This window comes from Affinibrenneria salicis, assembly GCF_008710095.1.
In genome coordinates this window covers 356,974-378,745 of record NZ_VYKJ01000002.1, presented here as the reverse complement: position 1 = coordinate 378,745, position 21,772 = coordinate 356,974, and the positions used below count along the sequence as shown (strand labels likewise).

Here is a 21,772-nt window from a genome sequence, read left to right as displayed (position 1 = left end):
CCGCCGGACGGGCGTTTATGGTGAAATTCAGCAATGCGGTGGCGCCCGACCGCCGCAGGCCGGCGCGGCCTGAAGAAAACGCCGGCTCAGGCGGACGCCGCATCGTCGGAATGCGCGGGCGTATCGGCCCAGCGCTCGCGGATTTGCAAAATATCGGGCAGACAGTCCATAAATACCGGCACCAGTTCAGGATCGAAATGGTGACCGCTTTGCTGGCGAATGTGCGCGACGGCGTCGCTGACGCTCCAGGCGCGTTTATAAGGTCGTTCGCTGGTCAGCGCGTCAAATACATCGGCCAGCGCCACCACCCGCGCCACGTGCGGTATGTTCTCGCCGGCGTAGCCGCGCGGATAGCCGCTGCCGTCCCATTTTTCGTGATGATTGAGGGCGATGACCTGCGCCATACGCAGCAGGCCGGACGGATGGTCGCCAATAATCCGGCCGCCGATGGTGGTGTGCTGACGCATAATGACCCACTCCTCGTCGCTTAGCTTGCCGGTCTTCTGCAGCACGGTATCGGGAATGCCGATTTTACCGATGTCGTGCATAGGGGCCGCGTGCAGCAAATCTTCCGCCGCATTTTCACTGTAGCCCGCCGCCAGCGCCAGCGTCTGCGCGAAATGACTCATGCGAATAACGTGCAGGCCGGTTTCATTGTCTTTGAATTCGGCCGCGGTACACAGACGGCGGACGATTTGCAGACGCGTGTCGCGCAGTTCCTGGGCCTGTACCAGCGACAGGTGGGTGCGGACGCGCGCGCGAACAATCGACGGGTTGAATGGCTTGCTGATATAGTCCACCGCGCCGATCTCAAGACCCTGGCGTTCGTTAGCGGTATCGGCCAGCGCGGTAACGAAAATTACCGGAATCGCCGACGTGCGCGCATCCTGTTTAAGCGTTTTACAGACTTCGTAACCCGACAGGCCGGGCATCATGATGTCGAGCAAAATCAGATCGGGACGATCGAGATGCGTCAGTTCAAGCGCTTTGCGTCCGTCCCGCGCGAACAGCAGGCGATAATCTTTTTGCAGCGTGTGGCGCAGCACCTGTAGGTTTGCGATCTCATCATCTACCAGCAGTATGGTCTGTCGCGGGTCTTGCATGCGTTTCATGTTTCCGTTTCCCATCATCGTTGGCTGACGGTCGTCAGTAGCGGCTGCAGAATGGCGAGGGCCTGAGCGAATTCAAAAGCGTCGACCGCATTACGCAATGCCAGGGACTGGGCGCTTGCGCCCAGACTGTCCAGCCCCACGCACACCTTATCCAGCGCGACGTCATCCAATTCGTGGTGCGACAGGCGCGCCAGCAGAGTTTGCATATGCCGCTGGAGTTCCGGTCCGCCGGGCGCCGCGACGGGGACCGTCTCCTGCTCGTCTTGCAGCAGATCGCTGGCGTGCAGCGCCTGCGCCGTGGCGTCCAGCAGCGATCGCAGTTTGGCCAACGGCGCCGATATGTCGTCATAGCGGCCTGCCCGCAGTTGGGTTTCCAGCAGCCGCGCCTGGGCAGACACCGCCGGCAGCGCGAGGTTGCCGGCGGCGCCGAAAATGCTGTGCAGGCTGAACTGCGCCGCGCTCCAGTCGACCGTTTCCGCCGTCGGGTCGGGTAAGGGGTAGTGGGTTTCGAGGTCGAGCAGGAAACGATGGATCGCCTGGGCCAGACGGGTTTCGCTGCCCCAGAGCGGGACGCCGGAGGCCCAGTCGATCAATGGATGCGCCGCGGGCGACGGCGGGGCCTCACGAACGGCCGCCGCCGCGGGCCGAATATTCAACACCCGCGCGATTTCGTCGAACAGGCGGGGAACGATCAGCGGTTTAATGGCGAAACCGTTCATCCCGGCCTGTTGCGCCGTGCGCTGGTCTTCGGCCATCACGCTGGCGGTCAACGCGATGATCGGCGTGGGAAAACGTCCCTCGCGCTGTTCGTACTGGCGAATCAGCCGGGTGGCCTGCAGGCCGTCGGTGCCGGGCATGTGTACGTCCATCAGCACGATATCGAAGCATTTGGCCATAAAGGTGGCGACGGCTTCATCGCCGTCGCAGGCCGCTACGACCTGATGGCCGGCACTTTCAAGCGTTAGCGTCAGTAGCTCCAGATTTTGCGCGATATCGTCGACGATCAAAATATTCAGCGGCGGCAGCGTCTGCCGGCCGACATTCGGTCTGGATGCGACCGGCTTCTGCCCGACGGGCAGCGGCAGCCGGACATTAAAGGTGCTGCCGCTGCCGGGCGTGCTTTCGACCACGATATTGCCGCCCATCAGATCCACCAGTTGGTGGGCGATGGTCGTGCCCAGTCCGGTGCCGCCGAAACGGCGGCTAATCGAGGCATCGGCCTGGGTAAACGGCGTAAAAATAGAGGCCACCTGTTCCGGCGTCATGCCGATGCCGGTATCGCGCACCTGAATATGTATCCAGCCGCTTTTTTCGCAGGAGAAATTCAGCTCGACGCCGCCGCGTTCGGTGAATTTGACGGCGTTGCCGACCAGATTCGTCAGTATCTGCAGCACGCGCAGCGAGTCGCCGCAGAAATATTCCGGCATGTCCGCCGGGTAATGGGTGGTGAGCGTCAGGCCGCGGGCGTGAGCGCCCAGGCGCAGAGAGGACTCGAGCTGACACGCCAGCGCTTTAAGCGAAAAATCGATCGACTCCAGCGTTACGCTGCCTTTTTCCATGCGGGTGGTGTCGAGGATATCGTTAATCAAGCGCAGCAATGAGCGCGACGACTGCTGTACCGTGTTGAGGTGGTGACGCTGGGTCGGGGTTAAATCGCCCTGCAGCAATAATTCGGTGAAGCCGATGATGGCGTTCATCGGCGTACGGATCTCATGGCTCATATTGGCCAGAAACGTACTGCGCGCCGCCGCAGCCTGCTCCGCTCGCTCGGCCGTCTCGCGCAATGAGCTCTCCAGAATATGGTGTTCGGTGATGTCGGAAACGAAACCGACAAACAGCCATTCGTCGGGGAGCTGGACCTGCCCGACGGCCAGTCGGATTGGCATTCGGCTGCCGTCTTTGCGGCGGCCCATGACTTCGCGCCCCCGACCGATGATGCGCGGAATAGAAGAGGTCTGGTAATTATGCAGGTATTCATCGTGACGCGCCTGATCGGGATCGACCATCAGCATCCGGATGTTGTGGCCGATGACTTCGTCGGCCCGCCAGCCGAATAATCGCTCGGCCGAGGGATTGAAGCTCTGGATCAGCCCGTCGCCGTCTATGGTGATGATACCGTCCACGGCGGTATCCAGAATGGCGCTCAGCCGCGATGAGTTAGCTTCCGTGCGGCGGTATAGCGAGGTGATTTGACTGCTGGTGGTAAGGGCGACCAGAATGCCGGCCACCATAGCCAGTAACGGAATGCCGACCAGCAGGTAGCATATTGAAAGGTTGGTTTCGAAAGCGTGCCGCTCTCCGGCGTGATACAGCGTATTGGCATCGATCAGCAGGGCGGAAAGCCGTTCGTTGGCGGCCAGGAAACCGGCGCCTTCGGGCGTCGGGTAGCGCATCCGGGTATAGTCGGCGAAGTTGGCCTGCAGGCTCTGAACCATGTTCAGGTACTCCGGCGGCCAGCTGCCGCGCTGAATATAAGCGAGAAGCTGGCCGAGAGCGGCCTGCAGCCGTTGATAATGCAGCCAGTGTAAATCCAGATAGCGGCTATCGTGGCTCAGCGCATAGTTGAAGTTGGCTTCGCGCACGAAGACGATTTCATCGAACAGGGCGGCGGTATTGCTGAGCAATTGCAGCGACGCCTCGTTACTGCGTTCTCCCTGGATAGTCAGCAGCGGCAGCAGCAGGACTAACGATAGCAGCAGGCCAAAGCTCCAGCTGAGCTTCTTCCTGATACTGAAATGTTCCCTTGTGTATCCACCTTGCATCTCTATTCCACCACTTGATCTAATTACTGCGCACGCACGCGGGCAATAGAATCGCGCCGTCGGCATTAATAATGTGGACCGGCAACGGATCGCATAATTATAAATGATATTTCCATTGCCCTGCCGGCGAGTGTGGTCAGATGCTGTTTTTCACAAAAGGCAAAACACATAATATATTGATTGTTTTGTGTTTTATATAAAAGGTGGGGTGTTGTCTAATTTAGGTAATTAACCAATAAATTTATCACATTGCCTTAAAGGAAAATTATCGACAGGAAATAATACGCAGCGATAATTATTATCGTATTGCGGCAATGCGTAATAATTAATAATAAAGATGGCGCATCTGGCCGCTATTTTATTTATCTGCGCCATGCATTAAAAAAACAGTGGGTAATACCCGACTGCCGGCCGGTTAGTGAGCCCGTGATGATATGCTGCCGCGCATCGTGAAACCCGCGCCGTCGGCTATCGCTGGCGTCGGCGCGCGGTAACGGGTCCAGACTTCAGCTCAGCCCCGGTTTTACCGCTGTCGAACGCTCGCCTCGTCCCTGTGCGCCGCGTTTTATTTTGCTGCAGAAGCGCTCCCTGGAATTGTCGCAATTTTGTTTTTTTGTGCTATCATGCGCGCGATTTTGTAATAAATAGTCTTAAAACTGTGAAAAAAATTACATTTCACAGCGGGTGTCGGTCCATGTCATGGGCCAGGCAGGATTAGATTATTCGCAGGGATCTTATGAAAAAACATCATCTCTTAGCCACGCTGTTTTGTGTTTTCACTCTGGCAGGCTGCGCGCGTACCGCGCCGGTTCTGAACGTTTCCACTCCTATCACTGCGCAGTACTCGAGCGAGCAGGTGAAGAAGGCCATCCTTCAGGCCGGTCTGGAACGCGAATGGATTATGACGCCGGCGGCGCCGGGCGTGATTAACGGGCACATCGATCAGCGCGGACATGTGGCCGATATTCGTATTAATTACTCCTCCACCAGTTACTCTATCAGCTACGTCAATAGCCAGAATCTGCTGGCGGAACAGGGTAAAATTCACCGCAATTACAACCGGTGGGTCAATAACCTGAACCGTGAAATTCAGTTGAAACTCGCGTCGCAACAAATTAAATAATCGCCTCCAGGGCCGGGTACAGCCGTACCTGGCCATTTAAGCCTGCCGGATCTGACATTGAGGGACGATATTGTGTCTTACGGATATGATAAAGATACGCTGAGTGGATTAGAAGCGATAACAGAGGCTCAGCGCATCGCTTTTGCCCCGATGTTGTTTCAGGCCGCGGTGAATTTGCGCGGCAGCGGTATTCTGGCTTATCTCGATCAATGCGGCCAGCAGGGCGCGTTACTTGAGGATATTACCCGCGAGGTGGCGCTGAATCGCTATGCCGTGGAGCTATTGTTGGATGTCGGATTAAGCGGTCGTATCGTGCTTCAACGAGAAGAACGTTATTTCCTGGCGAAGGTCGGCCATTTTTTACTGCATGACGCGATGACGCGCATCAATATGGATTTTACCCAGGACGTCTGTTATCAGGGCATGTTCCATTTAAACGAGGCGCTGCGGCAAAATAAACCGGCCGGGCTAAAGGTTTTCGGCGACTGGCCGACGATCTATCCTGCGTTGAGCCAATTGCCGGATGCGGCGCAGGAAAGCTGGTTCGCGTTTGACCACTATTACTCCGACGCCGCTTTCGATGCCGCCTTGCCTCATGTCTTTGGGCATACGCCCGCCGTGATCTATGACGTCGGCGGCAATACCGGCAAATGGGCGATGCGCTGCTACGACTATGCGCCGGATGTGCACGTCACGATTCTCGACTTGCCCGAGCAAATCGCGCTGGCCAGCGTCAACCTTCAGAACGCCGGCAAGTCCGATCGCATCGACGGTATCGCGGTGGATATGCTATCGGATGTCGCCTTGCCCGGCGAGGCGGATATCTGGTGGATGAGCCAGTTTCTCGATTGTTTCAGCGAGGCGCAAATCACCGCCATTCTGCGTAAAATCGCCGGCGCGATGAAGCCGCAGGCGCGGGTATGCATTCTGGAAATTTTCTGGGATCGACAGAGATGGGAAGCGGGGGCGCTCAGCCTTAACGCCTCTTCGCTCTATTTTACCTGCCTGGCAAACGGCAACAGCCGTTTTTATGCCGCAAAGCGTTTTTTACCGTTAGTCGCCGACGCCGGATTTGAGATTGAACAGCAAATTGATGGTCTGGGCATCGGCCATACGCTGCTCGTCTGCAAAAAGCGGGGGTGAGGCAAGACATTTGCCGCGTTGCTATTGCTAATTCAGACCAGAAGAAGAACAAACGCATGAAATTAGCCTTTTCACTCATCGACTGGCAGGCCAGCGCGCCGGGTTTGAGCGAGCCTGACGCCTGGCGGCTATGGGCTCAGCAGGCCGACGCCCTTGATGAGCAAAAGCCGATGGCCAAATGCAGCCAGCTTCCCATGATGACCGCGCGCCGCCTCAAACGGGGCAGCTGCGCCGCGGTTGATTGCGGGCTGGCCCTGCTGCGCCGGCAGGACGCGGACGCTATCGTTTTCACCAGCCGCCATGGCGAGCTGGAGCGTAATTTGCGCATTCTGCAGGCGCTGAGCCGCGATGAAAGTCCTTCGCCCACCGACTTCGCCATGTCCGTGCACAACGCCGCCGCAGGCAGTCTGACCATCGCCGCCGGGGCGGCGCTGACCGCCACGTCGCTGGCGGCGGGCATCGACTCCTTTCAGCAGGGGCTGGTCGAAGTGGCGGCGCTGCACGGCGCCGGCTATGAGCGGGTTTTACTGGTGGATTTCGACGGCGACATTCCCGCCTTCTATCAGGACTGGATACCGCCGCAGATGCCGCGTTACCCCTATGCCGTGGCGCTGATGCTGGCGCGAGGCGCGGCGCTGACCTGCGAGTCGTGCGGCTCCGCTACGCGTGAAGAGCCGGCCATGGCGCAGAGTTTGCAGTTTATGCAGGCGCTGTTGGCGGGCAAGCGGTCTTTCGCCATCGGCGGCGACCGCATCAACTGGCGCTGGACGCGGCACGATGGTTGAATCGACGTCTCTTGCGTTACGCCCCTCATCGCGTCTTAACCGGCTATGGCGGCTGGCGATGACCGGCTGCTGTTTTCTGCTGTTCGGCGCGGGCGGTCTGGCGCTTTCGCTGCTGTGGATGAGTCTGCTGCGCCTGACGCAGCGCGATAAGCATAAACGCCGTCAGTTGGCCAGACGCAGCATCGCCGCCAGTTTCCGTTTTTTCCTGTACTGCGCCCGCGCCGCCGGCGTGCTGGATTTCCGTCTTGAGGGGCTGGATACGCTACGGCGCGAGCGCGGCTGTCTGGTGGTGGCTAATCATCCGACCCTGATAGACTATGTGCTACTGGCGTCGTTTATGCCGGAGCTCGACTGTCTGGTAAAGGCCGATCTGCAGAAAAATATTTTCTTTCGCGGCGTGATCCACGCGGCGGATTATCTGATCAACAGTCAGGCCGCCTCTCTGCTGCCTGATTGCCGGCAGCGGCTGGCGCAGGGCGATGTGATCCTGATCTTCCCGGAAGGCACGCGTACCCGTCCGGGGCAGCCGCTGGCGCTGCAGCGCGGCGCGGCGAACATCGCCGTGCGTTGCGCTTGCGATCTGCGTCTTGTGCATATTCGCTGCAGTCAGCCCACGCTGGGCAAACATAGCCGCTGGTACCAGATCCCGCCGGAGAAACCGTTTTTCAGCGTCACGGTGATGCAGCGGGTCAGCAGCTCCGCCTTTATTACCGACGATGATGCGATGCCGCTGGCGGCGCGCCGTCTGAATCGTTTTTTGCAACATGCTTTAACACCAGAGCATCGATAACTTTTGGGAAACCGATATGGACGAATTATCCCTCGAAATAAAACAAATGATCATCGACACCCTGAACCTGGAAGAGGTCAGCGTGGAGGAGATAGAGACAGACGCGCCGCTGTTTGGCGACGGGCTGGGGCTGGATTCGATCGACGCCCTGGAGCTGGGGCTGGCGGTGAAAAATCGCTATGGCGTGGTACTGTCCGCAGAGAGCAACGAAATGCGCCAGCATTTTTTCTCAGTGGCGACCTTAGCTGCTTTCATCAACACTCAGCGCGCGTGAGTGCCTGATCCACAAAGACGAGTCAAAGATGGATAAGAACGAAATTTATCAGGAAATCAGCGGGCTGCTGGTCAAACTGTTTGAAGTCGACGCCAGCGAGATCAAACCGGAATCCCGGCTGTATGAAGATCTGGAGCTGGACAGCATCGACGCCGTGGACATGGTGGTGCATCTGCAAAAACGCATTGGCCGAAAAATTTCGCCTGAAACCTTTAAGTCCGTACGCACGGTGCAGGATGTGGTCGATGCCGTCGAACAGCTGGTGCAGGCGGACTAAGCGCCGACAGCCGGTACTGATGCGCGGGTTGCGGTATTTTTTACGCGCGGCGAGCGGAATTGCGGTGCTGGCATGGCCGGCGCTGGTCTGGCTAAGCCTGTCATATACACAGTATCGCTGGCTGTTGCCGCTGCTTGCGCTGTTGTTCGCTCTGCGCTTCTTCGCGCTGCGGCGGCAGACCGGCGCGCTGCCGGGTACGGCCAAATGGCTGGCCGCGGCAGGCGGCGCGCTGTGTTCGGCCAGCCTGCTTCTCGGCAATTTTCATCTTCTGCTGTGGTATCCGGTGGCGGTCAGTCTCGTCCTGCTGGCGGTATTCGGCGCTTCGCTCTGGAGCGCGATGCCGCTGGTCGAACGGCTGGCCCGTTTGCGCGAACCCGACTTACCGCCGGCGGCGGTAGCCTACACGCGGCGGGTGACGCAGGTCTGGTGCGTTTTTTTCATCGTCAACGGCAGCGTGGCGGCGGCGACCTGCCTGGCGGGCAATTTAATTTGGTGGACAGGGTGGAACGGCATGATCAGCTATCTGCTGATGGGATTATTGATGGCGGGAGAGTGGGTGGTTCGGCGGCGGCTGAGGGCCAGAGCATGAGCGTGGTTGAGACGCGCGGCGTGGCGCAATGGCTACGGCCGGACCGGCCGGCGCGCCTGGTCGCCGCCGATGGTCAGCGCCGTTTTTCCCGCGCGGATCTGCGTCAGCAAGTGTTTCTGCTGTGGCGCCGGCTGCGCGCGCTGCCGCAGCGGCGCTGGGCGCTGTGTTTCGACGATAGCTACCGTTTCACCGTGGCGCTGCTGGCGGCGCTGCATGCCGGCAAAACGCCGGTGATCCCCGGCCACTGCCGCCAGTCTCTGCTGCTTGAGCAGATGGATGCCTTCGATGGACTGCTCACGGATAGCGATCTGACGCTGCCTTGTCCGGTGCTGTCGGCCGCGCAGGATGCGGCGGGCGAGGACGACGGGCCTTTGCCGGCGATCGATCCGCAGGCCTGCGTGATACTGTTTACCTCCGGCTCGACCGGCCAGCCGCGCCAGGTGAGCAAACCCATCCGCTGCCTGGACGAAGAGTCGCGCTGGCTGGCCGCGCTCTGGGGCGAGCGACTGCGCGGTTGCCATGTGCTGGCCTCGGTGACCCATCAGCATCTGTACGGCCTGACCTTTTGCATCTGGCTGCCGATGTCGCTCGGCCTGAGCATCAACTGCCGCCAGATCTTGTATAGCGAGCAACTGGCCTGCCAGCGCCAGTCGGGGCGCTATCTCTTCATCAGCAGTCCGGCCTTCCTGCGCCGTCTCGACCGCAGCCTGATGCCGCCCGCGTGTCAGTTGATTGTTTCCGCCGGCGGGGAGCTGCCGTGGCCGCAGGCGCAGAGCACGGCGAGCTGGTTCGGCCGCGCGGTGGATGAAATCTACGGCAGCACCGAAACCGGCGTGCTGGCCTGGCGCAGCCGCCAGCGCGATGAACAGGACTGGCAGCCGTTCCCGGGCGTGACGCTCCGGCTCGACGAGCGGCAGAACTGGTGGGCGCGCTCGGCGCTGATCCCGCAGCCGGAAGGCCTGCGGCTGGACGACAAACTGGCGCTCAGCGCGTCCGGCGGCTTTCGCATCTGCGGACGGCATGACCGCATCGTTAAAATTGAAGAGAAACGCATTTCGCTCAGCGATATCGAGCGCCGCCTGCTGGCCCTGCCGGAGATCGTCGATGCCGCCGCGCTGCAGGTGGAACGACCTGAACGCAGCAGCATTGGCGTGGTGCTGGTGCTGGATCCGGCGGTTCAGCTATCCGATCTTAACCGGCTGAAGTATCAGTGGCGCCATGAGCTGCTCAAATGGCTGGAGCCGGTGGCGCTACCGCGTTTCTGGCGCGTGGTCGACGAAATCCCGCATAACAGTCAGAGCAAACGCGCCTGGCCGCAGATACAGGAGTTATTTCATGTTGCCCGTTGAACTGGCCAGACATCTTGACGGCAATCAGGCCCGGCTGTTGCTGAGCGTACCGCCCGATCTGTTCTGGTTTCGCGGCCATTTCCCCGCCCAACCGCTGTTGCCCGGCGTGGCGCAGCTGGACTGGGTGATGCATTACGGCTGCCTGCTGCTGGCCGCCGGCTGGCGTTTTAGCCGGGTCGATAATATTAAGTTTCAGCAACCGATCGCCCCCGGCAGAACGCTGAGTCTGGCGCTGGAGTGGCGCAGCGACCGGCAGCAACTGGCGTTTGCCTACAGCCTGGCGGACGGCGAAACGGAAAAAACCGCCAGCAGCGGGAAGATTAGCCTATGTCGGTAAACGCGGAATTCACTCCCTGCGTGGTGATCCCCTGTTACAACCATGGCGCCATGATGGAGCAGGTCCTGACGCGGCTCCAGCCGTTTGCGCTGCCGGTGTTTATCGTCGATGATGGGAGTGACAACGTCACTAAAGATCGACTGGAGCAGCTGGTCAGCCAGTATGGCGGCGTCACGCTGGTGCGGCTGGCCCGCAACCGCGGCAAAGGCGCCGCGGTGATCCGCGGGCTGCGGGAGGCCGCGGATCACGGCTTCAGCCATGCGCTGCAGGTGGATGCCGATGGCCAGCATCAGATAGAGGACACGCCGCGCATGCTGGAAGCGGCGCGCCGTTTCCAGCATCAGCTGATTTCCGGCCGGCCGCTGTATGACCGTTCCGTGCCGCGTTCGCGCCTGTACGGGCGCTATGTCACCCACGTATGGGTGTGGATTGAGACGCTCTCTTTTTCGCTGAAAGACAGCATGTGCGGTTTTCGCGTTTATCCGCTGGCCGAGACGCTGCGCCTGACCGCGCGGCGCGAAATCGGCCAACGAATGGATTTTGATACCGAGATCATGGTGCGCCTGTACTGGCAGGGAACCGTCAGCCGCTTTGTCGCGACGCGCGTGACCTATCCGCCCGACGGGCTGTCGCACTTTGACGCCCTGCGCGACAATTTGCGTATTTCATGGATGCACGCCCGTCTGTTTTTCGGCATGCTGCCGCGTATCCCGCGCTTGCTGAAACAGCGGCGCGCCCGGCACTGGGCGGCGACCGATGAACGTAAGGGGCTGGCCGGTATGCGTTTTATGCTGGCGGTTTATCAGCGTCTGGGGCGCGGGGTGTTCAACCTGCTGCTGCGGCCGGTCATCGCCTTTTACTGGTTGAGCGGCGCCACGCAGCGCAGGGCCTCGCAGGCCTGGCTGCGCCAGATAACCGGCTATGCGCGGCAACGCGCCGTCGCGCTGCCGGCCCCGCTGAGCAGCTATCGTCACTTTTTGCGTTTTGGCCACGCGATGCTGGATAAGATCGCCAGCTGGCGCGGCGATCTGCGCTGGGGGCGGGATATCGATTTTGCGCCCGGCGCCGACGCGGTGATTGAAGCCAGCCGGCGGCAGGGACAATTGATCCTGGCGTCTCATCTGGGCGATATCGAAGTCTGCCGGGCGATGGCCGATCAGGCGGATGGCCCGGTGATCAACGCGCTGGTGTTTACCGATAACGCGCAGCGCTTTAAGCAGGTGATGGAAAGTATTTCCGCCCAGTCGGGCGTCAACCTGATCCCGGTCAGCGATATCGGTCCGGATACCGCTATCTTGCTGCGGCAAAAGCTGGACGCCGGCGAGTGGGTGGCGATCGTCGCCGATCGCACGGCGGTTAACCGCCAGCGCGGCGGCAGCCGTCGGGTCGTGTGGAGCCCATTCCTCGGGCGCGAGGCGCCCTTTCCGCAGGGGCCGTTTTTGCTGGCGGCGGCGTTGCGCTGCCCGGTAATGCTGATGTTCGCTCTGCGCGAAAACGACCGGCTGCGGGTGTATTGCGAACATTTCGCCGATCCCATCGTGCTGCCCAGAGCAACCCGGCAACAGGCGCTGCAGGCGGTGGTCGATCGCTATGCCGAACGTCTTGCCCATCACGCGCTGAAAGCGCCGCTGGACTGGTTTAATTTTTTTGATTTCTGGCGTTTGCCTGCGATCGGGCGGACGGAGAACGAGGAGTAACCGTGGTTAACGAGGTTCGTTTGAGTCATGAGGTGGAACTGACCGTGTCGTTTCACGACTGCGATCCGATGGGCGTGGTCTGGCACGGAAACTACTTCCGCTTTTTTGAAGTCGCGCGGGAAGCCTTATTAGGCAAGTTCAACTACGGCTATCGGGAGATGAAAGCCTCCGGCTATGTCTGGCCGGTAGTCGACACCCGGGTTAAGTATCGCGTCCCGCTGAGCTATGAACAGCGTATTCGGGTGCGCGCCAGCATTGAAGAGTTTGAAAACCGGCTGCGTATCGCCTATGTCATTTTTGACGCGGTCAGCGGGCGGCGCACCACGACCGGTTACACCATTCAGGTCGCCGTGCAGGAGGGCGAACAGGCGCTGAGCTTTGTTTCTCCCGCTATTTTACTGGAACGTCTGGGAGTCGCCCGATGAAAAAAATCCTGTTTGCCTTACTCACGCTGGCGTGCGGCGGCGCGCAGGCCGTCACGCTGGAAGAGCTGCAGCAGCGGTTCAGCAGTCAGCCGGTGGTGCGCGCCGATTTTACTCAGCAGCGCGAGATTAAAGGCATGACGCGGCCGCTGAAATCCAGCGGCGCCATGCTGATCGCGCAGGACAAAGGCCTGTGGTGGCATCAGTCCGCGCCTTTCCCGCTCACGCTGGTGCTGGACGACCGGCGCATGGTGCAGGTGATGAACGATCAGCCGCCCCAGGTCGTGACCGCGGACAGCAATCCGCAGATGTTTCAGTTCAATCATTTGCTGCGCGCGCTGTTTCAGGCCGATCGCAAAGTGCTGGAGCAGAACTTCGCCCTCAATCTGACCGATCTCGGCAATCAGCAGTGGCGGCTGGTGCTCACGCCGATCACCAGTCCGCTGGATAAATTATTTAATACCATCACGCTTAACGGCGGCGAATTTCTTGCCGGGATCGCGCTCGATGATCGACAGGGCGACCGGACTACCATCGTGCTGTCGAATCAGCGCATCGCGCCACGGGTGTTAAGCGATGACGAGAAAAAGCGTTTTGACTTCTAATCGCTGGCGTCATTACGCCGTAATGTGGGGGATGTGCTGCCTGGCGCTGCTGGTCGCGCTGGCGCTGCTGTGGCCCAATGCGCGCGTTAACGGCAGCGTACTGGCGCTGTTGCCCAAACAGTCGATGGGCAGTATTCCGCCGGCGTTGCAGCAGGGTTTTATGACGCGGCTGGACCGCCAGATCATGTGGCTGGTTTCCGCCGGCGATGAGCCGACGCCGCGCGTGGCGCAATGGTGGCGCGATCGTTTGCTGCACATCGACGCGCTGCAGCAGGTCAGCGGCCCGATTGATGCGGCGCGCCAGCAGCGCTGGGGGCAGTTCGCCTTTCAGCACCGCAATGGTCTGCTCGACGGCGCGACGCGCGCGCGGCTGGCCGGCAACGGCGCGGCGCAGGCCGACTGGGTGCTGGCGCAGCTTTACTCGGCCTTCGCCGGCGTCAGCGGGCAAGAGATGGCTCACGATCCGCTGATGCTGGTGCGCGGCGCGCAGCTGGCGTTGCAGCAGAACGCCAGCCGCATGGGGCTGCAGCAGGGCTGGCTGAGCGTACGGGATGCGCAGGGTAAAACCTGGTACTTCCTGCATGCCGAACTGAGCGGCAATTCGTTCGATATGACGCAAAGCCAGCGGCTGGTCGCCCGGCTGGCGGCGCTTAACCGCGATTTACGCGCCGAATTCCCCGCCGCCCAGGTGTTGACGCGCGGCACGGTGCTGTTCAGCGATTATGCCAGCCAGCAGGCGAAGCGGGATGTCTCCACGCTGGGCGTCGCGACGATCGCCGGCGTGCTGCTGCTGGTGTTTTCGGTGTTCAGATCGCCGCGGCCGCTGCTGCTGTGCGCGCTGTCGGTCGGCGTCGGCGCGCTGGCCGGAACCGTGGCGACGCTGGCGTTATTCGGCGAATTGCATCTGATGACGCTGGTGATGAGCATCAGTATCGTGGGCATTTCAGCCGACTACACGCTCTATTACCTGACCGAACGCATGGTGCATGGCGCGACGGCGTCGCCGCTGGAGAGCCTGCGTAAAGTGTTGTCCGCGCTGCTGCTGGCGCTGGGCACCGCAGTGATCGCCTATCTGATCATGGTGCTGGCGCCGTTTCCCGGCCTGCGCCAACTGGCGGTGTTCGCCGCCGCGGGGCTGACCGCATCCTGTCTGACCGTGGTGTGCTGGTATCCTTTCCTGGTGAAAGGACTGCCGGTGCGTCCGGTGCCGGCGATGACGCTGCTGGGCCGCTGGCTGCTGGCCTGGCGCCGCAATCGCACGGTGCGTCTCGGCATTCCGCTGCTGGCGGCGGCGATAGCCGTTGCGGGCATGTGGCGTCTGCAGGTGAACGACGATATTTCTCAACTGCAGGCGCTGCCGTCGTCGCTGTTGCAGCAGGAGCGGCAGGTGACCGAACTGACCGGACAGAGCGCCGATCAAACCTGGTTTGTGGTGTACGGCGACAGCGAACAGCAGACGCTGGAGCGTCTTGAACAACTGGAGCCGAAACTGGCGCAGGCCAGACAGCATAACTGGCTGACGGGCTGGCGTCAGTTGCCGCTCTCTTCTCTGGCGCGGCAGCGGCAGGATACGCGGCTGATCGCCGCCGCGGCGCCTGAGGTCATGGCGCGTCTGCAGTCGGCCGGGGTCGACGTCGCGCCGCCGGACGTCTCCGCCATGCAGGTGACGCCGTCCGCCTGGCTGGCCAGTCCGCAGAGCGAAGGCTGGAATTTGCTCTGGCTAAGCCTGCCCGACGGGCAGAGCGGGGCGCTGGTGCCGGTGAACGGCGTGCGGGACAGCGCGAAACTGAGCGAACTGGCGCAGAGCCTGCCGGGCGTGGCGTGGATCGATCGTAAAGCCACCTTCGACCAGCTGTTCGGTTTTTATCGCGTGATGCTGAGCTGGCTGCTGCTGGCGGCGCTGGGCGCGATCGCCGTCAGCTATGTCGCGCGAATGGGGTGGCGGCGTGGATTGCTGTGCATTGTTCCGTCGACGCTGTCGCTGGGCTGCGGTCTGGCGGCGCTGTCGCTGAGCGGACATAGCCTTAACCTGTTCTCCCTGCTGGCGCTGGTGTTGGTGCTGGGCATCGGCATCAACTACACGTTGTTCTTCAGCAATCCGCGCGCCACGCCGATGACCGCCTTACTGGCGGTGACGCTGGCGATGTGCGTCACCTTATTGACGCTGGGCATGCTGGTATTCAGCGGCACGCAGGCTATCAGCAGTTTTGGCATTGTGCTGTGCAGCGGTATTTTCACCGCATTCCTGCTATCGCCTTTAGCGCTGCCGTCTTCAAAGGGAAAACGAAAATGAAAATGAATAACCTGATTAAAGGAATGCTGTTGCTCTGTTCGCTGCTGCTGACGGCCTGCGCCGGCCAGCCGGACAACGCGCGTCCCCAGGCCTGGCTGAAGCCGGGCGTTAAAGTCACCCTGCCGGCGCCGGCGATTGCGCCCGCCGTGAATGAGCAACAATTGCTGACCGGCAGTTACAAAGGGCGACAGCAGTCGCTGCTGGTGTTGCTCAACGCCGACGACCATCAGCTGTCGCTCGCCGGGCTGTCGTCACTGGGCATCCGTTTATTCCGCATCACCTATGATGCGCAGGGCGTACATACCGAACAGTCGATCGCGCTGCCGGATATGCCGCCCGCCAGTCAGGTGCTGGCGGATATTATGCTCAGTCACTGGCCGCTGAGCGTCTGGCGGCCGCAATTACCCGACGGCTGGACGCTGGACGATCGCGACGATCGCCGGCTGCTGCGCGATGCCGACGGGGCGCTGATCAGCGAGATTCATTACATGAACCGCAACGGTCAGCGGGTGCCGATCAGCGTGCGCCAGCTGGCGTTTGGCTATCAAATCGTTATTCAGTATCTGGATAGTTAGTATGATTATTGTTTCCGCCGTCGGTATGCTCAACGCGCTGGGCGACCACCCGAACGACATCAGCGTCAACCTGGCGGCCGGGCGCGCGCCCGGCATGGGACCGGATCAGGGCTGGCTGGTGCAGGGGCAACCGTGCTGGACCGGTCGGGTGACCGGCCGCCTGCCGGAGATTCCCGCCGAACTGGCCGAGCACCGCAGCCGTAATAACCAACTGCTGCTGGCGGCGCTGGCGCAGATCCGCCCCGAGGTGGATGAGGCCATCTCGCGGGTGGGCGCCGATCGCGTCGCGCTGGTGCTGGGCACCAGCACCTCGGGACTGGACGAAGCGGACCGCTTCGTCAGCCGCCGGTCAGACAGCTATCGCTACGCGCAGCAGGAACTGGGCGATCCGTCGCGCTTTCTGGCCGCCTTCCTCGGCCTGAACGGCCCGGCCTATACGCTATCGACCGCCTGTTCATCCAGCAGCCGGGCGATTATCAGCGGCCAGCGCCTGATCGAGGCCGGCCTGGCCGATGTGGCGATCGTCGGCGGGGCGGACACCCTGAGCCGTATGCCGATCAATGGCTTCAACAGTCTGGAATCGCTTTCCCCAACGCGCTGCCTGCCGTTCAGCAAGCAGCGCGCCGGCATCACCATCGGCGAAGGGGCGGCGCTAATGCTGCTGGAGCGCGGCGAACGCGGCGTCGCCGTGTTGGGGACGGGCGAATCTTCCGATGCCTACCACATGTCGGCGCCGCACCCCGAAGGCGTCGGCGCGGTCCGGGCGATCGAAATGGCGCTGCGCCAGGCGCGGCTGCAACCGCAGGATGTCGGCTATATCAATCTGCACGGTACGGCGACCCGGCTGAACGACCAGATCGAATCCGCGGTGGTGAATACGATTTTTGGCGCGGCGGTCCCCAGCAGCTCGACCAAACATCTGACCGGGCATATGCTGGGCGCCGCCGGCATCGGCGAAGCCGCGCTCTGCTGGCTGTTGCTCACGCGCGATATTATGCTGCCGCCGCAGGATTTCTCGCGCGGCGAACCGGATGACGCGCTGCCGCCCTGCGGTTTGCTGCACGCGCCGGCGCGTCTCGAGCGTCCGGTTATTCTTTCCAACTCGTTTGCGTTCGGCGGCAATAATGCCTGCCTGCTATTAGGAACCGTTAATGGCTGATTATTTGTCCGCCGCCCATTATCTGCCGCACGCCGCGCCCATGGTACTGGTGGAGCAGGTTATTCTGGTGGAAGACAACGGCGCGCACTGCCGCTGCAGCGTGAGTCGTGACGGCGTGCTGGCGCCTTTTCTCGACCAGGACGGTCATTTGCCCGCCTGGTTCGGCATCGAAATTATTGCTCAGACTGTCGGCGTCTGGTCCGGCTGGCACGGTCGCCGCCAGCAGAACGCGCAGCCCCGTCCCGGAATGCTGCTCGGCGGGCGCGGCTATCGCTGCCAGCAACCGTTTTTCCCGGCGCGCAGCGTGCTGGATATACAGGTGACGCTGCTGATGCGCGACGATAAAATCGGCAGTTTTGACGGCGAAATCTTCATTGACGGCGCGCGTTTCGCCAGCGGCAGGTTAAACACCTATCAGCCGGATGATGATGAATTACAACAACTTTTACAACAGGGTAAACAAGCATGAAACGTTCCGTATTAGTCACGGGGGCCAGTAAAGGGATCGGCCGGGCTATTGCGCTGCGTCTCGCGGCCGATGGGTTTACCGTCGTGGCGCACTATCACCGCGATGCGGCGGGCGCGGCCGGGACGCTGAGCCAGATTGAGCGCCTCGGCGGATCGGGGCGGGTGCTGGGGTTCGATATATCCCTACGCGACCAGTGCCGGGAACGTATCGAGCAGGATATCGATCGGCACGGCGCGTATTACGGCGTGGTCAACAACGCCGGTATTACCCGCGACGGCGCGTTTCCCGCGCTGGATGACGAGGCCTGGGACAGCGTTATCCATACCAACCTCGATAGTTTCTACAATGTTATCCACCCCTGCGTGATGCCGATGATCGGGCTGCGCGGCGGCGGTCGGATTATCACCCTCTCTTCCGTCTCCGGCTTGATGGGCAATCGCGGCCAGGTGAACTACAGCGCGGCGAAAGCCGGTATCATCGGCGCCACCAAAGCGCTGGCGATCGAACTGGCGAAACGGAAAATCACCGTCAACTGTATCGCCCCCGGGCTGATCGAAACCGGCATGATCCAGATGGAGCCGGCGGCGATGGATGAAGCGCTGAAGATGATCCCTATGAAACGCATGGGGCAGGCGGAAGAGGTCGCCGGTCTGGCCGGCTATCTGATGTCGGATATCGCCGGCTATGTCACCCGTCAGGTGATTTCCATTAACGGAGGAATGTTATGATGCGTCGTGTTGTGATCACCGGAATGGGCGGCGTGACCGCGTTCGGCAACGACTGGGCCAGCGTGTCCGCCGGGCTGCTGGCCGGGAAAAACGCGGTGCGCAAGATGCCGGAATGGCAGGTGTATGACGGGCTGCACACGCTGCTGGGCGCGCCGATCGATGACTTCAGCCTGCCGGAGCACTATACCCGGAAGCGAATTCGCTCGATGGGCCGCGTTTCGCTGCTGGCCACCCGCGCCTGCGAGATCGCGCTGCAACAGGCCGGGCTGATTGACCATCCGGTGCTGACCGGTGGCGCGACCGGCATCGCCTATGGTTCGTCGACCGGCAGCACCGGTCCGGTGAGCGAATTCGCCACCATGCTGACGGAAAAACACACCAATAATATTACCGGCACCACCTACGTTCAGATGATGCCGCACACCACGGCGGTCAACGCCGGCTTGTTTTTCGGTCTGCGCGGCCGCGTGATCCCCACATCCAGCGCCTGTACCTCCGGCAGCCAGGCGATCGGCTACGCCTGGGAAGCGATTCGCCACGGTTATCAGACCGTGATGGTGGCGGGCGGGGCGGAGGAACTCTGCCCGTCGGAAGCGGCGGTATTCGACACGCTGTTCGCCACCAGTCAGCGTAACGATGCGCCGCACACCACGCCGTCTCCTTTTGATGTAAAACGCGACGGACTGGTGATCGGCGAAGGCGCCGGAACGCTGATTCTCGAAGAGCTTGAGCATGCCCGGGCGCGCGGCGCGACCATCTACGCCGAGCTGGTCGGCTTCCATACCAACTGCGATGCGGCGCATATCACGCAGCCGCAGCGCGAGACCATGCAGGTGTGTATCGAAGGCGCGCTGCGCTGCGCGGGGATCGAGCCGGCGGATATCGGCTACATCAACGCGCACGGCACCGCTACCGATCGCGGCGACGTAGCCGAAAGCCTGGCGACCGCGGCGGTGTACGGCGACTCGACCCCGATCTCGTCGCTAAAAAGCTATTTCGGCCACACGCTCGGCGCCTGCGGGGCGCTGGAAGCCTGGATGAGCATTGAAATGATGCGCGCCGGCTGGTTCGCCCCGACGATTAATCTGACGCAGCCGGCGCAAGACTGCGGCGAGCTGGACTATATCATGCGCGAGCCGCGCCGCATCGAGACGGATTTTATCCAGTCCAACAACTTTGCGTTCGGCGGCATCAATACCTCGCTGATTTTCCGCCGCTGGTCGTAGCCATGTACCGCGTCGCGCTCGGGCGGGTCGACGCGCTGTGCCGCGAGACGGCCGACTGGCTTGATCCGCAGGTTCTGGCGCAGCCGCTGACCCGACAGCAGCGCGCGGCGCGGGTACTGCTGGCCAAAATGCTCGATCGCGGCGTGTTGCCGGCGCTGCAGACCGATCGCGGCGGCAAGCCGCGTTTTATTGATGACGCGCTGCCCGGCTTTAATCTCAGCCACAGCGGCGACCAGGTGCTGGCGTTGCTGTCAGACCACGGCGAGGTGGGGGGCGATGTGGAAGTTATCCGCGCGCGGCCCCGCTGGCGCCGGATCGCCGATGAAACGTTTAGCCCGTCCTGTCTGCGCTGGCTGCGGCGCCAGTCGGAACCGCTGCCGGCATTCTGGCTGCTGTGGACCGCGCACGAAGCGGCGCTGAAACAGCAGGGCGGCAGCGTCTGGCAAATGTCCGCCCTGCAGCTCGTCTGGCCCGATCTGGCGCCGGCCGGCGCGTTTATCTGCTGCCGGCGTGCGGGCGATATACAGCTGGCGCTGTGCGGCGCCCATCCCTTTCCTGCGGACCTGCCGATCGAGACGTTGTAATCATGCGCGCCCGCCGTCTGCGTGCCTAACCGTTATCTGTACCGATTGCCGTAGACGTTTATGCCGCGCGGCGCGGCAACGTGAGCGCGACCAGCAGCCCGATAGCCATTCCCACCCCGGCCAGCAGAAACGCCCGCTGCGCGTCGTGAGCCAACCCGCTGCGCAACGTTTCGCCGGCCGTGGCGGACGGCCCGCTGGCGCTGAGCGCCACCAGAATGGCCAGGCCAATAGCGTTGCCGGTGTTGAGCGTGGTGGAGGCCATGCCCGACGCAATGCCCTGTTCGTGATGCGCGACGCCCGTTCCGGCGGCGATCCACATCGCCGTCCACACCACGCCCTGACCGGTGCCCGCAATCAACAGCGCAGGCGCCAGCGTCAAATAGCCGGCCTCGGTCGAGGCGGTAGTCGCCATCATCAGCGTGCCGGCGATGCCGATCAGGCTACCCAGCGCCAGCGTGGCGCGGGTGGAAAAGCGGTTCGCCAGCCTGGCGCCGAACTGCGTACCGGCGAAAATCGACAGCGACGGCAGAATAAACGCCAGTCCGGTCTGCAGCGCGCTGTAGCCATACACATTCTGGAACAGGCCGGTCAAAAAATAGGGCAGCGTGCCGAAAGTGCCCATGTAGATAAAGGTGATCGTCATCGCAGCGGCGAGACTGCGATGGCGCAACAGGCGCAACGGCATCAGCGGTGCGCGGCTGCGTGACTCAATGACGGCAAAGGCCAGCAGCAGGAGCAGCGCCAGCGTCAGGCTGGCGAGGATGGAAGCGGATGTCCAGCCATCCTCCGGCCCCTGCGCCAGCGCATAGACCAGCAGGGTGGCGCCGGCCGTGGCGGTCAGCGCGCCGGGCAGGTCGAACCCGCGTCGCGCCTGACGCGGCGCATCGGCGGGGATAACCCGCGGGGCGACTGCGATAGCCAGCGCGGCCAGCAATACGTTAACGAAAAATACCGAGGGCCAGCCGAACGCGCCGGTCAGAAAGCCGCCGGCCAGCGATCCCAGGGTTAAACCGCTGGCGCCGGCGCCTCCCCAGATGGCCAGCGCGCGGTTGCGCGGCGCGCCCTCGGCAAACAGTCGATTGAGCAGCGAGAGCGTGGCGGGGAAAAGCAGCGCGCCGCCGATACCCTGCGCCGCGCGAGCGGCGATGATCACCGCCGGGCTGCCGGCCAGACCGCCCAGCAGCGAAGACAGCGCGTACAGCCACAGCGCGCAAACAAACATGCGGCGCTGGCCCAGCAGGTCGGCGGCGCGGCCGCCCAGCAGCAGGAAACCGCCGCAGAATACGGTGTAGGCGCTCACCACCCATTGCAGCGTTTGTCCGGAAAAGCCCAGGCCGGCGCCGATCTCCGGCAGCGCCACGAAGACAATATTGATATCCAGCGAAATGATAAGCTGAGCAAACGCGAGCAGGGCCAGACTCCAGCCCGTTGATCGGCGGGAGGCGGATAGCTGAGAAACAGATGACATGAAGA

Annotated in this window: 22 protein-coding genes; 19 read left to right on the top strand and 3 right to left on the bottom strand. The window is 61.9% G+C overall.

Annotation, left to right across the window (positions count from 1 at the left end; genetic code table 11):
• Window positions 1–86: 86 nt before the first annotated feature.
• Together FJU30_RS06625 and FJU30_RS06620 are read right to left on the bottom strand one after the other, a co-directional pair.
• The gene (locus tag FJU30_RS06625; RefSeq protein ID WP_223881510.1) at window positions 87–1,112 is read right to left on the bottom strand and encodes a response regulator; all 1,026 of its coding nucleotides are present in this window, start codon (window positions 1,110–1,112) and stop codon (window positions 87–89) included.
• A gap of 14 nt (window positions 1,113–1,126) precedes the next feature.
• Window positions 1,127–3,874, bottom strand: coding sequence for a hybrid sensor histidine kinase/response regulator (locus FJU30_RS06620; RefSeq protein WP_223881509.1), 2,748 nt, complete (start codon window positions 3,872–3,874; stop codon window positions 1,127–1,129).
• A gap of 736 nt (window positions 3,875–4,610) precedes the next feature.
• Here FJU30_RS06620 and FJU30_RS06615 point away from each other — a divergent pair.
• From FJU30_RS06615 to FJU30_RS06525, 19 genes are all read left to right on the top strand, one after another.
• A complete protein-coding gene (locus FJU30_RS06615; RefSeq protein ID WP_150434183.1) occupies window positions 4,611–4,997 on the top strand; it encodes a serine hydrolase family protein in 387 nt (128 codons plus the stop codon).
• Window positions 4,998–5,069: 72 nt separating this feature from the next.
• Window positions 5,070–6,140 carry a methyltransferase gene (locus FJU30_RS06610; protein WP_150434182.1) on the top strand — a complete coding sequence of 357 codons (1,071 nt, stop codon included), beginning with the start codon at window positions 5,070–5,072 and terminating at the stop codon, window positions 6,138–6,140.
• 56 nt (window positions 6,141–6,196) lie between these two features.
• A complete protein-coding gene (locus FJU30_RS06605; protein ID WP_150434181.1) occupies window positions 6,197–6,925 on the top strand; it encodes a beta-ketoacyl synthase chain length factor in 729 nt (242 codons plus the stop codon).
• Window positions 6,918–7,715: a lysophospholipid acyltransferase family protein gene (locus tag FJU30_RS06600; protein WP_150434180.1), complete on the top strand. Its 798-nt coding sequence runs from the start codon at window positions 6,918–6,920 to the stop codon at window positions 7,713–7,715. The genes FJU30_RS06605 and FJU30_RS06600 overlap by 8 nt, the downstream gene beginning before the upstream one ends.
• Complete coding sequence (locus tag FJU30_RS06595) at window positions 7,708–7,989, top strand: phosphopantetheine-binding protein (protein ID WP_263406723.1); 282 nt, start codon at window positions 7,708–7,710, stop codon at window positions 7,987–7,989. Before FJU30_RS06600 ends, FJU30_RS06595 begins: the two co-directional genes overlap by 8 nt.
• Before the next feature lie 28 nt (window positions 7,990–8,017).
• Window positions 8,018–8,266 (top strand): acyl carrier protein, encoded by a 249-nt coding sequence (locus FJU30_RS06590; RefSeq protein WP_150434178.1) that lies wholly within the window; start codon window positions 8,018–8,020, stop codon window positions 8,264–8,266.
• Between the two features lie 19 nt (window positions 8,267–8,285).
• Window positions 8,286–8,855 carry a COG4648 family protein gene (locus FJU30_RS06585; protein ID WP_150434177.1) on the top strand — a complete coding sequence of 190 codons (570 nt, stop codon included), beginning with the start codon at window positions 8,286–8,288 and terminating at the stop codon, window positions 8,853–8,855.
• Window positions 8,852–10,204, top strand: a complete 1,353-nt coding sequence (locus FJU30_RS06580) for an AMP-binding protein (RefSeq protein WP_150434176.1) — start codon at window positions 8,852–8,854, stop codon at window positions 10,202–10,204. The genes FJU30_RS06585 and FJU30_RS06580 overlap by 4 nt, the downstream gene beginning before the upstream one ends.
• Window positions 10,191–10,541, top strand: a complete 351-nt coding sequence (locus FJU30_RS06575; protein ID WP_150434175.1) for a 3-hydroxyacyl-ACP dehydratase FabZ family protein — start codon at window positions 10,191–10,193, stop codon at window positions 10,539–10,541. Before FJU30_RS06580 ends, FJU30_RS06575 begins: the two co-directional genes overlap by 14 nt.
• Entirely contained in the window at window positions 10,532–12,238 is a 1,707-nt protein-coding gene (locus tag FJU30_RS06570; protein ID WP_150434174.1) for a glycosyltransferase family 2 protein, read from the top strand. Before FJU30_RS06575 ends, FJU30_RS06570 begins: the two co-directional genes overlap by 10 nt.
• A 2-nt stretch (window positions 12,239–12,240) precedes the next feature.
• A complete protein-coding gene (locus tag FJU30_RS06565) occupies window positions 12,241–12,663 on the top strand; it encodes an acyl-CoA thioesterase (RefSeq protein ID WP_150434173.1) in 423 nt (140 codons plus the stop codon).
• Complete coding sequence (locus FJU30_RS06560) at window positions 12,660–13,265, top strand: LolA family protein (protein ID WP_150434172.1); 606 nt, start codon at window positions 12,660–12,662, stop codon at window positions 13,263–13,265. Before FJU30_RS06565 ends, FJU30_RS06560 begins: the two co-directional genes overlap by 4 nt.
• Window positions 13,237–15,558: an MMPL family transporter gene (locus tag FJU30_RS06555; protein ID WP_150434171.1), complete on the top strand. Its 2,322-nt coding sequence runs from the start codon at window positions 13,237–13,239 to the stop codon at window positions 15,556–15,558. Before FJU30_RS06560 ends, FJU30_RS06555 begins: the two co-directional genes overlap by 29 nt.
• A gap of 2 nt (window positions 15,559–15,560) precedes the next feature.
• Window positions 15,561–16,133 (top strand): DUF3261 domain-containing protein, encoded by a 573-nt coding sequence (locus tag FJU30_RS06550; RefSeq protein ID WP_223881517.1) that lies wholly within the window; start codon window positions 15,561–15,563, stop codon window positions 16,131–16,133.
• Window position 16,134: 1 nt separating this feature from the next.
• Window positions 16,135–17,292, top strand: a complete 1,158-nt coding sequence (locus FJU30_RS06545) for a beta-ketoacyl-[acyl-carrier-protein] synthase family protein (RefSeq protein ID WP_150434169.1) — start codon at window positions 16,135–16,137, stop codon at window positions 17,290–17,292.
• Window positions 17,285–17,761 carry an ApeP family dehydratase gene (locus tag FJU30_RS06540; RefSeq protein ID WP_150434168.1) on the top strand — a complete coding sequence of 159 codons (477 nt, stop codon included), beginning with the start codon at window positions 17,285–17,287 and terminating at the stop codon, window positions 17,759–17,761. Before FJU30_RS06545 ends, FJU30_RS06540 begins: the two co-directional genes overlap by 8 nt.
• Complete coding sequence (locus FJU30_RS06535; protein WP_150434167.1) at window positions 17,758–18,489, top strand: 3-ketoacyl-ACP reductase FabG2; 732 nt, start codon at window positions 17,758–17,760, stop codon at window positions 18,487–18,489. The genes FJU30_RS06540 and FJU30_RS06535 overlap by 4 nt, the downstream gene beginning before the upstream one ends.
• Window positions 18,486–19,715, top strand: a complete 1,230-nt coding sequence (locus tag FJU30_RS06530; RefSeq protein WP_191091536.1) for a beta-ketoacyl-ACP synthase — start codon at window positions 18,486–18,488, stop codon at window positions 19,713–19,715. The genes FJU30_RS06535 and FJU30_RS06530 overlap by 4 nt, the downstream gene beginning before the upstream one ends.
• A gap of 2 nt (window positions 19,716–19,717) precedes the next feature.
• The gene (locus FJU30_RS06525; protein WP_150434166.1) at window positions 19,718–20,299 is read left to right on the top strand and encodes a 4'-phosphopantetheinyl transferase superfamily protein; all 582 of its coding nucleotides are present in this window, start codon (window positions 19,718–19,720) and stop codon (window positions 20,297–20,299) included.
• Between the two features lie 58 nt (window positions 20,300–20,357).
• Here the strand turns inward: FJU30_RS06525 and FJU30_RS06520 are convergent, their stop codons facing one another.
• Window positions 20,358–21,767: an MFS transporter gene (locus FJU30_RS06520; protein WP_150434165.1), complete on the bottom strand. Its 1,410-nt coding sequence runs from the start codon at window positions 21,765–21,767 to the stop codon at window positions 20,358–20,360.
• Window positions 21,768–21,772 lie beyond the last annotated feature (5 nt).

Bases quoted from the DNA above. Each gene is read 5' to 3' on its own strand.
- FJU30_RS06600 (WP_150434180.1), top strand. From the start codon at position 6,918: ATGGTTGAATCGACGTCTCTTGCGTTACGCCCCTCATCGCGTCTTAAC.
- FJU30_RS06615 (WP_150434183.1), top strand. From the start codon at position 4,611: ATGAAAAAACATCATCTCTTAGCCACGCTGTTTTGTGTTTTCACTCTG.
- FJU30_RS06520 (WP_150434165.1), bottom strand. From the start codon at position 21,767: ATGTCATCTGTTTCTCAGCTATCCGCCTCCCGCCGATCAACGGGCTGG.
- FJU30_RS06625 (WP_223881510.1), bottom strand. From the start codon at position 1,112: ATGAAACGCATGCAAGACCCGCGACAGACCATACTGCTGGTAGATGAT.
- FJU30_RS06605 (WP_150434181.1), top strand. From the start codon at position 6,197: ATGAAATTAGCCTTTTCACTCATCGACTGGCAGGCCAGCGCGCCGGGT.
- FJU30_RS06590 (WP_150434178.1), top strand. From the start codon at position 8,018: ATGGATAAGAACGAAATTTATCAGGAAATCAGCGGGCTGCTGGTCAAA.
- FJU30_RS06555 (WP_150434171.1), top strand. From the start codon at position 13,237: ATGACGAGAAAAAGCGTTTTGACTTCTAATCGCTGGCGTCATTACGCC.
- FJU30_RS06535 (WP_150434167.1), top strand. From the start codon at position 17,758: ATGAAACGTTCCGTATTAGTCACGGGGGCCAGTAAAGGGATCGGCCGG.
- FJU30_RS06525 (WP_150434166.1), top strand. From the start codon at position 19,718: ATGTACCGCGTCGCGCTCGGGCGGGTCGACGCGCTGTGCCGCGAGACG.
- FJU30_RS06620 (WP_223881509.1), bottom strand. From the start codon at position 3,874: ATGCAAGGTGGATACACAAGGGAACATTTCAGTATCAGGAAGAAGCTC.
- FJU30_RS06575 (WP_150434175.1), top strand. From the start codon at position 10,191: ATGTTGCCCGTTGAACTGGCCAGACATCTTGACGGCAATCAGGCCCGG.
- FJU30_RS06570 (WP_150434174.1), top strand. From the start codon at position 10,532: ATGTCGGTAAACGCGGAATTCACTCCCTGCGTGGTGATCCCCTGTTAC.
- FJU30_RS06530 (WP_191091536.1), top strand. From the start codon at position 18,486: ATGATGCGTCGTGTTGTGATCACCGGAATGGGCGGCGTGACCGCGTTC.
- FJU30_RS06545 (WP_150434169.1), top strand. From the start codon at position 16,135: ATGATTATTGTTTCCGCCGTCGGTATGCTCAACGCGCTGGGCGACCAC.
- FJU30_RS06550 (WP_223881517.1), top strand. From the start codon at position 15,561: ATGAATAACCTGATTAAAGGAATGCTGTTGCTCTGTTCGCTGCTGCTG.
- FJU30_RS06580 (WP_150434176.1), top strand. From the start codon at position 8,852: ATGAGCGTGGTTGAGACGCGCGGCGTGGCGCAATGGCTACGGCCGGAC.
- FJU30_RS06560 (WP_150434172.1), top strand. From the start codon at position 12,660: ATGAAAAAAATCCTGTTTGCCTTACTCACGCTGGCGTGCGGCGGCGCG.
- FJU30_RS06540 (WP_150434168.1), top strand. From the start codon at position 17,285: ATGGCTGATTATTTGTCCGCCGCCCATTATCTGCCGCACGCCGCGCCC.
- FJU30_RS06585 (WP_150434177.1), top strand. From the start codon at position 8,286: ATGCGCGGGTTGCGGTATTTTTTACGCGCGGCGAGCGGAATTGCGGTG.